Source organism: Bradyrhizobium sp. BR 1432, assembly GCF_051547705.1.
Lineage (GTDB): Bacteria > Pseudomonadota > Alphaproteobacteria > Rhizobiales > Xanthobacteraceae > Bradyrhizobium > Bradyrhizobium zhanjiangense.
Genome location: NZ_JBPUGF010000003.1, coordinates 8151225 through 8164830 on the forward strand (window position 1 = coordinate 8151225; position 13606 = coordinate 8164830).

Below are 13606 nucleotides of genomic sequence, written 5' to 3' on the forward strand. Positions count from 1 at the left end.
ATCATTCGGCGGGAACGGCGGCCTCGCGCAAGCGGATCGAGTAGTTCGAGGCGTTCTGCTTGCCGCTCGAAGCCGCGCGCGCGAAGGTGATGAGGTGATGCGCGATCGTGGCGCAGCCGATCAGGCCTTCGAGATCGCCGCGCCGGATTCGCCCCAAGGCGAACTTCCAGAACACGCGCCTGTAGTCGCCGAGTACCCCGATCTGCCAGAAGATGTTGCGCAGCATGATCAGGCCGCGCTTGATGTTGGGCCAGGTCTTCATCTCCGGTGCCACCGGCACGTTGAGGCGGTTGGCATAGGTGTAGTCGCACTGATGCTGATAGCGCGCATAGACCTTCTCGGGCGCGTAGGCGACCTCCATGCAGTGCTTCCAGGACGAGACGACCTCGTCATAAGGCAGCAGGAATTCGACGTTGGAATCGCGGCCCTCATCGTGGACCAGACGGCCCTCACGCTCCAGCCGGTCCCACAGCGGCGTCTTCGGCAGCGCCTGGAGCAAATTGATGGTGAGCAGCGGAATCTGCAATTCCTCGACGAAAGCGAGCAGCGCGTCCGACGTGTTCGGCTTGTCGGTGTCCAGCCCCATGATGATGCCCGAGACGACCTCCATGCCGTAGGAGTTGATGGTGCGCACGCCCTCCAGGATCGGGACCATCATGTTGTGGTCCTTGTGCATCGCATGCAATGCATCCGGATCCGGCGTCTCGATGCCGCAGAAGATGGTGATGAAAAAGGCCTCGCGCATCTTCTCCAGGATCTCGGGGCGCTTGGCGATGTTGAGCGTCGCCTCGCAGGCGAGCCGCACCACGTAGCCAGTCCGCTTCTGCCACTCGATCAGATGCGGCAACAGGTCCATCGCCGCCTTGCGGTTGCCGATGAAATTGTCGTCGACGAAATAGACCGTGTCGGTCATGCCGCATTCGCGCAGGCGGTCGAGCTCGGCGATGATCTGCTCCGGCGTCTTGATGCGGGGATTGCGCCCGTAGAGGCCGGGGATGTCGCAAAACTCGCACTGATAGGGGCAGCCGCTGGAATATTGGATGCTGCCGAGGAAGTATTTCTTGACGTCGGCAAGCTCGTAGGCCGGGATCGGAAACTCCGTCATCGGCACGCGGTCATTGGTGGCCAGCACCACCTGCTGCTCCGGCCGCGAGGTGTCGCGCGACAAAATCTCGATCAGCTGATTGGTGGCGTCGCCGAGCTCGCCGACATGGAGATAATCGAAGGTCGGATAATAGTCCGGGCAGGCGCTGACCGAGGGACCGCCGAGCGCGACGGGCAGATCGAATTCATGGGCGCGACGGCAGATGTCGTTCATCTGCTGGCGCTGGATGTGCATGCCGCTGACGAAGACCACCTCCGCCCATTCGAATTCTTCCCTGGTCGTGCTGCGAAGGTTCTCGTCGACGAATTTGACCTGCCACTCTTTCGGAAGATAGGCGGAAATCAGCAGCAGCCCCTGCGGCGGCATGAAGGCGCGGACGCCGTCGGTCAGGGGATAGGAATATTCGAACGTCCCGAATGACGAGGTGTAGCGCGGAAACACACAGAGAATCCGCCGGGACGTTCCGTTACTTTCAGCTCGCATCTAAGCTCCCCGCCACGCTCGACCGATGGTGCGGAAATTGCCAGCCAGACACATACCGTAACGCTGCTGCCGGAATTTCTCAATATTGTGGCGTCCACTCAATTCGCGAGGGGCGCCAATAGTTTCCTGGGGAGCTGGCGTTTCCGCCGCCTCACGCGATCAGCCGTGAGGCAAAATCGGGCAATAGGCCTGCATCGCCGGCAAGGCGGAAGTCGGCGCCCGCAATACCGGCCTGCACCAGCCAATCGTCGAATTCCGGCGCGCGGCGCAGGGAGAAGACGTCACGGACATAGAGCGCGTCATGAAAGGACGTCGACTGATAGTTCAGCATGACGTCATCGGCGCCGGGGACGCCCATGATGAAGGTGACGCCGGCGGCGGCGAGCAGCGTCAGGAGATTGTCCATGTCGTCCTGGTCCGCCTCCGCGTGGTTAGTGTAGCAGATGTCGACCCCGAGCGGCAGGCCGAGCAGCTTGCCGCAGAAATGATCCTCCAGCCCGGCCCGGATGATTTCCTTGCCGTCGTAGAGATATTCCGGGCCGATGAAGCCGACCACGCTGTTGACCAGCAGCGGGGCGAAGGCGCGGGCGACCGCATAGGCGCGCGCCTCGCAGGTCTGCTGGTCGACGCCGTGGTGGGCGCCCGCCGACAATGCCGAGCCCTGGCCGGTCTCGAAATACATCACGTTCTGCCCCACCGTGCCGCGCTTCAGCGACAGCCCGGCCTCTTGGGCTTCCCTTAGAAGCGCGAGGTCGACGCCAAAGCTGCGGTTGGCGGCTTCGGTGCCGGCAACCGACTGGAAGACGAGATCGACCGGCACGCCCTGCCCGATCAGCGACAGCGTCGTCGTGACATGGGTGAGCACGCAGCCCTGCGTCGGGATCTTCAGTCGCGCGATGATCTCATCGAGCAGGCGCAGCAATTGCGCGATGACGGCGGGATCGTCGCTGGCCGGGTTGATGCCGATGCAGGCGTCGCCGGCCCCTAACAGGATGCCGTCGAGAATCGAGGCGGTGATGCCCCTGGCATCGTCGAACGGATGGTTGGGCTGGAGCCGCGTGCTCATCCGGCCCTTCAGCCCGATGGTATTGCGGAAAGCGGTGGTGACCTCGCATTTCCGCGCCGCCAGGATCAGGTCCTGGTTGCGCATCAGCTTCGAGACCGCGGCCGCCATTTCCGGTGTGATGCCGGGCGCGAGCATTTTCAATGCCTCGGGCGTGGCGGCGTCCGACAGCAGCCAGTCGCGGAAGGCTCCGACCGTGAGCGAGGCCACCGGCGCAAAGGCCCTTGCGTCGTGGCTGTCGATGACGAGGCGGGTGACCTCGTCGGCCTCATAGGGGATGACGGCTTCCTGGAGGAACTGAGCAAGCGGGACATCGGCGAGCGCCATCCGGGCCGCGATCATCTGCTCGGCGCTGGCGGCGGCGATCCCGGCCAGCCGGTCGCCGGAGCGCGGCGGCGTCGCCTTGGCGAGGAGGTCGCGCAGGTCCGGGAACGTATAGGTCGTGGCGTCGATGGTGTGGCGGTAGACCAAGGGCCTCTCCAGGGGTCATCGGCCAGTGGCCGAGTCCAAACTCAATCTCGAGCGCGATCCCGACGACAAGGGAATACGCTCTTGGCAGCCCCAGTGCACGCCTATGTTTGGGGGCGTCGCGCCGGACCCCGGGCACGATCTGCCGGAGATCGATGAGGCATCCCCAACCAGCTGAAACATTTCGTATTTCCGCCGACCGGCCGGCTCTTCATGGGGCTGCGGCGTTAACGCCGCATCCATCTTCGTTCTGCATAATTTTGCATCAAATTCAAACGACCGCGCTCACCGGCCGCTTCAGGCCATCTCGGGCTCCTTGAACACCATGACATCAGACCGATCTGGGAATGCCGCCGGCCTCGCCGGCCGCTTCACGCTTGCCACCAAGCTCTACGCGATCTTCGCGCTGTTTGCGCTGCTCACGGCGGCGATCGCGATGTTGTCCGACTACAACAGCCGCCGCAGCGCGGAACTGACGAGCGCGATCGAGACGGCCAACGCCGCCGCTCAGAACGTCGAGCGCGTCAACTCGCTGGTCTATGCGGTCGTGATGGAATCGCGCGGCGTCTACATGTCGACCGAGCCCGCCGTGGTGAAGAAATACGGCGAGGGCCTGCTCAAGTTCAACGCGCAGATCCTCGACGTCGTGAAGCGCTGGGAGACCATCGTCAAGGCCGACGATGCCGAGCAGTTTTCCACCTTCAAGAAGCGCATCGAGCAGTTCGTCGAGTTCCGCAAGGAGCTGGTGCGCCGCGGCATCGAGATCAATGCGGCCGCGGGCCGCGAATGGGGCGACAACGATGCCAATCGCAGCGTGCGCTCGGCGCTGAACAAGGATCTCGAAGCGCTCTCCAAGGTCTATGCCGAACGCGCCAGGCAAATCGCCCAGCAGACCGAGACCAATCGTACGCTGTCTTTCGTCCTGACCTGCCTCGGCGGCGTGGCGCTGGCCCTGGTCGTGATCGGCATCGTCATCATCGCCCGCTCGATCGCACGGCCCCTCTCGGCCATCACCGCGACCATCAAGCAGGTCGCAGACGGGACCGAGAACGTCGTGGTGCCATACAGCCGCCGCGCCGACGAGATCGGCGCGCTGGCACGCGCGATCGAGGTCTTCCAGGAGGCGATGGGCCGCAACCGCAATCTCGCCTCCCAGGTCTCGCACAACTCCGCCGCGCGCGAGGAGCGCGCCCGCCATATCGAAAAATCCGTCGAGGCATTTCGCGAAGCGATCGGCGCCATCATGCGCGGCCTCAGCGACAACGCGTCCACCATGCGCGAGACCGCGCAGACCATCACACGCGTCACTGCGGATGCGAATAGTCGCGCCGGCACGGCGGCGAACGCCACCGAGCAGGCTTCGCACAACGTCTCGGCGGTGGCGAGTGCCGCCGAGGAGCTGTCGGCCTCGGTGGAAGAGATCGGCCGCCAGGTGCGGCAATCCGCCGGCGCGGTCGAGCAGACCGGCCAGCGCACCGAGAAGTCGATCTCCGAGATCGAGAAGTCTCGCCGCCGCCACGCAACGCATCGACGGCGTGCTCAACCTGATCCAGGCGATCGCCGAACAGACCAATCTGCTCGCGCTCAACGCCACCATCGAGGCCGCCCGCGCCGGCGATGCCGGCCGCGGCTTTGCCGTCGTCGCCCATGAGGTGAAGGCGCTCGCGGGCCAGACCGCCAAGGCCACCGCCGAGATCGGCGAGAACGTCTCGATGATCCAGGCCTCCACCCGCAATGCGGTCGACGCCGTCCGCGAGATCGGCGGCGCGGTGCGCGAGATCAACGAGGTCACCTCGGCGATCGCCGGCGCCATCGGCCAGCAGGACGCCGCGACACGCGAGATCTCCTCCAACGCGCAAAGCGCCGCGCAGGGCAACGAGACCCTGGTCGCCAACATCACCTCGCTGCGCGATGCCATCGGCGAAACCGACACGGCGGCGACCTCCGTGCTGACGGCGGCGAGCAGCCTGACGGAGACGGCGGACACGCTGTCGCGCGAGGTGGAGAAATTCTTCCAGAACCTGCGCTCAGGCGCAGCGGACAGCCGTATCGCCAAGGCCGGGTGAACGAACGGCAAGTCCCGTTCGCGAAAAAAGTCGAAAACGAGAGCGGACTATCGTTGCAGTGATTGATCGACGAAGATGCGAACGCGGCCGACGTCCCCGACCTCGCGGTAGTGACTGAGCTCCTTTTGCAGTTCGGGATCCGAATTGGCCCAGGCCAACCAGTCAAACTCGAACGTGCTCAGCAAATAGGTATCCACGAGAATGACATTTGGGCGGCCGTTTCGCAGATCCGCCAGCAAATGCCGTCGTTCGAAATTGATGATGCCTTCCAATTTCGCCCGCTCCTCTTCGGTCGGTTGCGAGCTGTTCTCGCGCAGTATTGCGCCGGCCGCCAAAAGCTGCGCACACGAGCTGCCTACCCAAGTGCCGCCGATCTGACGGACGAGCGGATGCCCCAGACCGATGTGGTCGGTGATCGTAAGCAGTCGCGGCTGCTTCACGACGGCCTGGACACGCTCCTGCAGCGGCGGAAACCCCGGAGCCGGTGAGGACAAATAGAGCCCGAGAGCCACAATGGTAGCGAGGCCACCGATCACGATGGGCATTCGCACCGTCTTCGTGCAAACCTGTAGCAACGGCGCCGCAATCGCAAACAGGCAAAGCGCGAAAGCCGTATATGGCCAACCCTTGCCCTGAACAAGGAAACCCGCGGCTCCGCCGATCGCTGCGCCCAGCCAAGGGATTGCACCGCTGCGCATTTCGAGCGTTTCACGGCCAAACAGCCACAGGAAGCCGATGGAAGCGCCTATCACGGCAATTGGAATGGGGAGCAGGCTACCAAATTCCCTTCTGATCGGCAGATAGGCCTCGGCGACCATCGGGGCATAGGTGGAGAGATAGGCGGGGAAGAGCGCTACGACCACCGCCCCGTAGCCGATGACGACAGCGCCGGCCGTGCATGCTTCCGAGGTGAACACAGGCCTGAAAGAGCGCTGGCGGAGCGCGCCAAGGAGGATCGGGAGGCCTGCCACCAGAGCAAAGAAGGGCTTGATACTCATGGCCAGCCCCGCCGCCGCTCCGGCGACGATCGCGACCCATCCAGGATCGAGCCCACGCCAGCGCAGTGCGGTGATGGCGACAAACGGGGTCAGTGCGATGACCGCGATGTGTTCACGCTGTCCGAATATGGCACCCGGTAGAATTGCGAGCAGGAGCGCAAACGACCACGTTGAAATACTTCGCTCCCGGGCTCCCAGCTTTGCGGCCGCAGCTGCTCGGTCCAGCATCAGAAGCGCACCGGCGATCTCGATAATCACGAGGACGATGACGATGAATTCGGGTGCAACGCCGGTCATTCGCGACAGGATCACCGCCGGCATGTACATGTAGACCGACAGGGGCGGGTTGGACTCGAAGAGGTCGATCCCAAGCTTCCGGCCGTCCAGGATTTTTTCGTTTGCAGTCAGGAGCCAGCCCAAATCCGCGTTGAGAACGAGCGGGATTTGAGTGACCAGCGCCGCCAGGAGGATCGCAGCCACGACAATCCAACGTCGTTTTGCGCTGAATTTGTCATCTAGCAGACCCACGGCGCGACCTTCTCTTTCAGAGCAGCCCGTGGAGCCTTAAGCGGACGTCCGAATCCATCGGGCATCTGCGTCTTTAGCGTACGCGCCCTAAAAGAGGGTAACAGCCCTACCCCGCCATCACCCCGCCCCGCCGGATCAGTTCCTTGCCGACCGCGGCCAGATGCACCTGGTCCGGCCCGTCGCCGATGCGGATGAAGCGGGCGTAGACGTAAGCGCGGGCGAGGAACGTGTCCTGCGAGACGCCGGCCGCGCCGTGGATCTGAATGGCGCGGTCGATGACGCGGGCGGCCATGCTGGGCACCACGATCTTGGCGGCCGCGATCAGGTCGCGCGCTATCTTGTTGCCGTCACGGTCCATCTTGTCGGCGGCTTGCAGCGTGAGCAGCCGCGCCTGCGCGATCTCGCAGAAGGAGTGCGCGATGTCCTCGCGCACCGAGCCCTGCTCGGCCAGCGGCTTGCCGAAGGCTGTGCGGGAAACCGCGCGCTGGCACATCAATTCCAGCGCACGCTGGGCGCAGCCAATCAGCCGCATGCAATGGTGGATGCGGCCGGGGCCGAGCCGACCTTGCGCGATCTCGAAGCCGCGGCCCTCGCCGAGCAGGATGTTCTCGGCGGGCACACGGACGTTGTCGTAGACGATCTCGGGATGGCCGACCGGCGCGTCATCGTAGCCGTAGGTCAGCATATCGCGGACGATGCGCACGCCGGGCGTTGCCTTCGGCACCAGGATCATGGATTGCTGGCGATGACGATCGGGATGGTCGGGCGCGGTCTTGCCCATCACGATCAGAATCTCGCAATCCTCGTTCATCGCGCCTGACGTGAACCACTTCCGTCCGTTGATGATGTAGTCGCCGCCGTCGCGCCTGATCTCGCACTGAATGTTGGTGGCGTCGCTAGAGGCAACCTGCGGCTCCGTCATCGAGAAGCCGGAGCGGATACGTCCCTCCAAGAGCGGCTTCAGCCAGCGCTCCTGCTGCGCCGGCGTGCCGTAGTTTGCCAGCACCTCCATGTTGCCGACATCAGGGGCCGAGCAGTTGAAAACTTCGGGCGCCCAGAGGATGCGGCCCATGATCTCCTTCACGGGGGCATATTCGAGATTGGTCAGGCTTGAGTTGGGAAGATCTGGGCCGTGCTCGCCGGAGAGAAACAGGTTCCAGAGCCCCTGCTCCCGCGCCAGCCGCTTCAGGTCCTGAAGCACAGGCGGCGTCTTGTAGCGCGCAGCCTCCGGCTTCACCTGCTCGTAATAGAGCTCCTCGACGGGCTCGACATGCGTCCGCATGAATTGGCGGACGCGGTCCTGGAGCTCGAGCGAACGGGGAGTGTGTTGAAAGTCCATGGTGGCCTCCTCTTCCCTTCTCCCCTTGCGGGAGAAGGTGGCATAGGCGGCCTTCGGCCGCCGTCCTTGAGAACGCCGATGCTCCGCATCGGCTATGGCGCCGGATGAGGGGTATCTCTCCTTGCGTCCAAATAAGAGTTGGACCCGCGGAGACATACCCCTCACCCGGCTCGCCGCTTCGCGGCGATCCACCCTCTCCCGCAAGGGGAGAGGGTGCACCGTCTCTGTGGCGTTCGCCACCGCTCACGTGCCGCGCAGCAGCTCGCTTGCCACGACCCAGTCGTTGCCGTCGAACTGGAGCATGTAGCCGTCCTTGATCGGGCGGAAATCCTGCGGCGTGGTGTTGAGGGTGATGCCGGGCATCAGCAGCGACAGCGGCACGTTCTTCATGTGCGATGCCTGCGCCATGATGTTCTCGCGCGTCAGATTGTCCTTGCACTGCTTCAGCAGCACCACCAGCGCCTCGGCGACGGTGTAGCCGTAGAGGCCGGCGACGTTGTTGACGTCGGCATTGGGCAGGCGTTTCTTCATGAAATCGATATAGGCGGACATCGCCGGATCGTCCTTCGGCTGCTCGACGAAAGGCTTGAGCGCGCCGAGCGACAGCACGCCCTTGCCGGCATCGACGCCCGCCGGCACCATCACGGTCGCCTTGTTGGCGCAGCCGGAGGCGAGGAAGCGCGTCGGCTGCCAGCCGACCTCATGGGCCTTGCGGATCGCCTGCGCGCAGGCGCGCGGCGTCACCGAATAGATCATGAAGACATCGGCCTTGGTATTGGCGAGCGTCAGCACCTGGGAATCGACGGTGGGATCGGCGACCTCGAAGCTCGAGGCCATCGCGATCGCCTTGTCGGCATCGGCACCGAGCGCTTCCTTGACGCCGCGCAGATATTCCTTCCCGGCGTCGTCGTTCTGATAGAGCACCGCAAAGCGCGCATTCGGGTTCTTGGCGCGGGCATAGGCGACATCGATCGCGGCTTCGCTGGTGTAGTTCGGCGCCCAGGGCAGCGCCATCGACCAGGGCATGTTGGCGGGATCGTTCCACTTCGAGGCCGAACTGATCAAGAACAGCTGCGGCACCTTGTTGCTGTTCAGGTATTTTGCGATCGCCGAGCTCGGCGCGGTGCCCATGGTCGCGAAGATGAAGGCGACGCCCTCGCCCTCGACCAGCCGCCGCGCCGCTTCCATGGTCTTCGGCGGGGAGAACGCATCATCGAGCGAGACGAGATTGAGCTTGCGTCCGTTGACACCGCCCTTCTCGTTGACTTCGTCGAAATAGGCCGCGATCACCCTGCCGGTGATGCTGAGCGGAGAAGCCGGCCCGCTATAGGGCATGGTGTTGCCGATCTTGATCTCGGTGTCGCTGACGCCGGGACCGTAGGATTTTTGCGCGGCGGCGGGCGTGGACAGACAGGCAGCCAGCGCTGCGGCCAGGACCAAAGCGGCTTTCATGGTTTCTCCCCGATGATGATCGTCCGCGCGAGGCGGGCGCGCGGCGTGCTGCTGCTTGTCAGCGCGCCAGCTCAGCGGAGTTCCGCAAGATGGTCTTGCGTCGAGTTGCTGATGGCCTCTTCCACAGCTAGCGGCGCCGCTTCAAGCTGAAGCCGAGGCTGATCCAGCCGGCCCCCGCCATGATCAGGTCGATGCCGAGGAACAGGCCGAGGATGTAGACGCTGTTCACCGGCCAGCGCGCCACGATCAAGAGGCCGAGCAGCAGCGTGATGGCACCCGACAGCGCTACCCAAACCCAGGGGCTTTCGCGCTTCATGCTGAAAGCGAGAAACAGCCGGACGACGCCCGAGGCGACCAGCGATGCGCCCAGGAACAGCGTCAGCAGGACTGCCGCGAACAGCGGGTTCTCGAAGGTTAGGAAGCCCGCGATGACATAGAGCACGCCGAGCAAGGCCCAGACCAAAAACTTGCCCCAGCTCTTCATCTGAAATGCGCCGATGATCTCGGCCGCGCCGGCGACGATCATCATAGCGCCGACCACGATCACGCTCGCCACCGTCGCCATCACCACGCTGCCGAGCGCGACGAAGCCGGCGACGAGGTAGATGACACCGAGCGCGACGATCCAGCCCCATTTGGCATGCAGCGCCGCGATGCCCGAGCCAAGGCCAAGACGATGGGAGGTATCCGATGCACTTGTCATGACGCCACTCCTGCATGCGAAGCCCGGAGACACTCGCCAGGATAGCACAGGTCGATCCGGGACGACAGCCAGCAGAGCAGCCGCTGACGGCAACAACATTGACGCAAATCAAGATCGAATGCGGCGCGTCAGGCGCGCGACCGCTCCATCTCGAGCTCGGCCTTGAGGTTGTCGAGGTCGCGGTAAATCGAAGCGACCGCCAGCACCCGGCCGCCCCTGCGGTACTTCAGCAGGCAGTCCCTGCCTTCGATGCTGCCGTCGATCGCGATGTCGTCGAAGCTCTCGGCGTGGCCGACATAGTTGATCGGCACGTCGTAGTGCTGGGACCAGAAGAACGGCACGGCATCGAAGCGTTCGCGCCTGCCAAGCATGTTGCGCGCCGCGGTCTGGCCCTGGCGCTCGGCCACCACCCAATGCTCGACGCGGATGGTTTGCCGGGAATGCGGATCGGGCCAGCGCGCGATGTCGCCGGCGGCGAAAATCCCGGACACGCTGGTTTCGAGATATTCGCTCACGCTCACACCGCGATCGGCGGCAAGGCCCGCCTGCTCGGCGAGCGCGAGGCGCGGCTTGACGCCGATGCCGACCACGACGAGATCGGCCTCGATCACCGCGCCGCTCTTCAGCGTCGCGCGCTTGCCATCGAGCTTTTCCACCGTATCCTTCAAGTGGAAGATCACGCCGTTCTCTTCATGCAGTGACCGGACGAAATCGCCCATCTCGGCGCCGAGCACCTTCTGCATCGGCCGCTCTTCCGGCGCGACCACATGGACTTCCAGCTTGCGCGCGCGCAAGGAAGCCGCGACCTCGAGACCAATGAAGCTCGCGCCGATCACGAGCGCGCGTTTTGCGCTGCCCGCCGCCGTGATGATGGCGCGGCTGTCGGCGACGGATCGCAAGGTGTGGACATGCGGCTGGTCGGCTCCGGGGATCTGGAGCTTCACCGGCTCGGCCCCGGTCGCAAGCAGAAGCCGGTCGAACGGCAGCCTGTCACCATTGCCCAGCGTGACGCTGCGAGATTTGGGATCGATCGCAGAAACATTCGTGTTGAGCCTGAGATCGATACCGGCGTCCCGATAGTAATCCTCGGGCCGTAACGGCAGCCAGTCCTCCGGCGCGTTGCCGGCAAGATAGTCTTTGGAGAGGTTCGGCCGGTCGACCGGCATCGCGCCGTCACTGCTCAGCATGGTGATGGCGCCGGCAAAGCCCTCGCGTCGGAGCGTCTCGGCGGCAGCAAAGCCGGCGGCGCCGCCGCCGACGATCACGAATTTCTCCGGCGTCGGCGCGCTGCGGTGTGCTGCCGACGGTTTCGGTGCCTCGCGCTTGCGCCGAACGACGATGTTGTCCCGATCGCGCGTGACCTCCCACACCGCCAGCGCGTTCAGCGCCGGCGGGCGGGTGGCTTCGCCTGTGCGCAGGGAGAAACAGGCGTGATGCCAGGGACAGCGGATCGTGTCGCCGACCACCAGGCCCTCGGCGAGCGGGCCGTGGTAGTGGCTGCAGGCCGGCTCGATCGCAAAGATCTCGCTGCCGGCCTGCACCAGCAGGACGTCTTCCTCGCCGACATGGCCGAGCAATTTGCCGTCCTTGAAATCGGCAGGCGACACGCCCCTGGTCAGATCGGGTCCGCTCGGCTTGTTGTCCTCGGTCATGGCACCGTCTCCTTGGCTCGCGCCGCGTGGCTCACGTGTCCGAATTGGCTAACCCCAACAACTCCTGTCGTGTCAGCGCATTGTCACGGAACACCCCCAGCATGCGACTGGTGACGAGATCGGTCCCGGGCTTGTACGCGCCGCGCGTGGTCATGCAGTGATGCGTCGCCTTGATGATGACGCCGACGCCTTGAGGCTCCAGCACATCGTTGATGGTGTTGGCGATCTGCGCAGTCATCTTCTCCTGGATCTGGAGGCGCTTGGCATAGATGTCCACGACCCGCGCCAGCTTGGAGATGCCGACCACGCGCCCTTGCGGGATATAGGCGACCCAGGCGCGACCGACGATCGGCGCAATATGGTGCTCGCAATGGCTTTCGAAGCGAACCCCGCGCAGGACGATCATCTCGTCATAGCCTTCGATCTCCTCGAAGGTCTTTTGCAGGATTTCGGTCGGATCCAGCGCATAGCCGGAAAAATATTCTTCGAAGGCACGCGTAACCCGATCCGGCGTGTCGCGCAGACCATCGCGCGCGGGATCATCGCCCGCCCAGCGGATCATGGTCCGGACCGCCTGCTCGACCTCCGCCCGATCAGGCCGTTCGCTTGGCCTCTGCGCCACCGCGACACGTTCCAGCTTGCGCACTTGTGACTTCATCTAGATCCTCCCTGCAACGAGCCGCAGCACAGACGCGGCCCCACAGCTTGGACGGCTGCAATCGCAAAAGGTTCCCAGGATCAGGAAAAATCGGAAGGACGACAGACAAGCCAGCCGCGAGACCAGAAACGGGCTCTATGAGGCCGCTATCCGGACGTCGAGCACGACCTGCGCCCATTCGGCCGGCCGCTCCTGCGGCAGATTATGACCGGCATCGGTGAAGACGCGGCGCTCGAAAAATCCCTCGAACTTGCGGGCGTGATGGGCAGTGCCGGGATTGATGCCGTCGCTATCGCCGTCGATCGCAATGGTCGGGACGCGGATCTGCGGCTGGCCCGCAAGCTTCGCCTCGATTGCCGCATAGGCCGGATCGCCTTCCACCAGCGCGTAGCGGTGGCGGTAGGAGTGGATCACGACATCGACGAAATCAGGATTGTCGAAGGACACCGCGCTTTTCTCGAACGTCGCATCGTCGAACGCCCATTTCGGCGACCACATCGCCCAGAGCTGGCGGGCAAAGCCGCGCCGGTTGCGCTCCAGCGCGCGGCGGCCGCGCTCGTTGTGGAAGAGATATTGATACCAGAGCGCGGCCTCCTCCGGCGGCGAGGCCGGCTCCATGGATCGGGCGATGTTCTGGATGTTGTAGGACTTCTCCGGAGACGAGACCGATCACGCGCTCCGGATGGAGCGCGGCGACGACGCAGGCCGCGCGCCCGCCCCAGTCATAGCCGCAGACGACCGCGCGCTGGATGCCGAGCGCATCCATGAAGGCCAACAGATCGGCGCCAAGCGCCGCCTGCTCGCCGGAGCGCAGCGTCTCGGCCGCACGAAACCGCGTCGGCCCGTAGCCGCGCAGCCAGGGCACCAGCACCCGTGCGCCGGCTTGTGCGATCAACGGCGCGGTTTCCGCGTAGGCGTTCACATCGTAGGGAAAGCCGTGGCCCATGATGCAGGGCCAGCCATCGGGCGCGCCGTAGTCGAGATAGGCGATGTCGAGGATATCGGTGGTGATGGTTTTTTGTTGCATGATTTGCTCACCGATTGACGCGATGTCGTAGCCACTATGGAGCGCAGCGGAATACGGGATTCGT

At 64.4% G+C, this 13606-nt stretch carries 8 protein-coding genes and 2 pseudogenes; 1 reads left to right on the forward strand and 9 read right to left on the reverse strand.

Annotated features, from left to right (window positions below; translation table 11 throughout):
* Nucleotide 1: 1 nt before the first annotated feature.
* Nucleotides 2-1588 (reverse strand): B12-binding domain-containing radical SAM protein, encoded by a 1587-nt coding sequence (locus ACSKB8_RS39475; RefSeq protein WP_438109879.1) that lies wholly within the window; start codon nucleotides 1586-1588, stop codon nucleotides 2-4.
* Between the two features lie 151 nt (nucleotides 1589-1739).
* Nucleotides 1740-3122, reverse strand: a complete 1383-nt coding sequence (locus ACSKB8_RS39480) for an ethanolamine ammonia-lyase subunit EutB (RefSeq protein WP_438109881.1) — start codon at nucleotides 3120-3122, stop codon at nucleotides 1740-1742.
* A 322-nt stretch (nucleotides 3123-3444) separates the two neighbouring features.
* Here ACSKB8_RS39480 and ACSKB8_RS39485 point away from each other — a divergent pair.
* Nucleotides 3445-5185: pseudogene (locus tag ACSKB8_RS39485) on the forward strand (methyl-accepting chemotaxis protein).
* A gap of 47 nt (nucleotides 5186-5232) precedes the next feature.
* Here the strand turns inward: ACSKB8_RS39485 and ACSKB8_RS39490 are convergent.
* The 7 genes and pseudogenes from ACSKB8_RS39490 to ACSKB8_RS39520 all read right to left on the reverse strand — a co-directional run bounded on the left by ACSKB8_RS39490 (nucleotide 5233) and on the right by ACSKB8_RS39520 (nucleotide 13542).
* On the reverse strand, nucleotides 5233-6711 hold the full coding sequence (locus ACSKB8_RS39490; protein ID WP_438109883.1) for a hypothetical protein: 1479 nt from the start codon (nucleotides 6709-6711) through the stop codon (nucleotides 5233-5235).
* Between the two features lie 106 nt (nucleotides 6712-6817).
* Nucleotides 6818-8050 (reverse strand): acyl-CoA dehydrogenase family protein, encoded by a 1233-nt coding sequence (locus ACSKB8_RS39495; protein ID WP_438109885.1) that lies wholly within the window; start codon nucleotides 8048-8050, stop codon nucleotides 6818-6820.
* A 243-nt stretch (nucleotides 8051-8293) separates the two neighbouring features.
* Nucleotides 8294-9502 carry an ABC transporter substrate-binding protein gene (locus ACSKB8_RS39500; protein ID WP_438109887.1) on the reverse strand — a complete coding sequence of 403 codons (1209 nt, stop codon included), beginning with the start codon at nucleotides 9500-9502 and terminating at the stop codon, nucleotides 8294-8296.
* Nucleotides 9503-9629: 127 nt separating this feature from the next.
* Complete coding sequence (locus tag ACSKB8_RS39505) at nucleotides 9630-10205, reverse strand: HdeD family acid-resistance protein (RefSeq protein ID WP_128939008.1); 576 nt, start codon at nucleotides 10203-10205, stop codon at nucleotides 9630-9632.
* 128 nt (nucleotides 10206-10333) lie between these two features.
* Nucleotides 10334-11857: an FAD-dependent oxidoreductase gene (locus tag ACSKB8_RS39510; protein WP_438109889.1), complete on the reverse strand. Its 1524-nt coding sequence runs from the start codon at nucleotides 11855-11857 to the stop codon at nucleotides 10334-10336.
* A 31-nt stretch (nucleotides 11858-11888) separates the two neighbouring features.
* Nucleotides 11889-12515 carry a GTP cyclohydrolase I FolE gene (folE, locus tag ACSKB8_RS39515; RefSeq protein ID WP_370985202.1) on the reverse strand — a complete coding sequence of 209 codons (627 nt, stop codon included), beginning with the start codon at nucleotides 12513-12515 and terminating at the stop codon, nucleotides 11889-11891.
* A gap of 135 nt (nucleotides 12516-12650) precedes the next feature.
* Nucleotides 12651-13542: pseudogene (locus tag ACSKB8_RS39520) on the reverse strand (alpha/beta fold hydrolase).
* Between the last annotated feature and the right edge of the window lie 64 nt (nucleotides 13543-13606).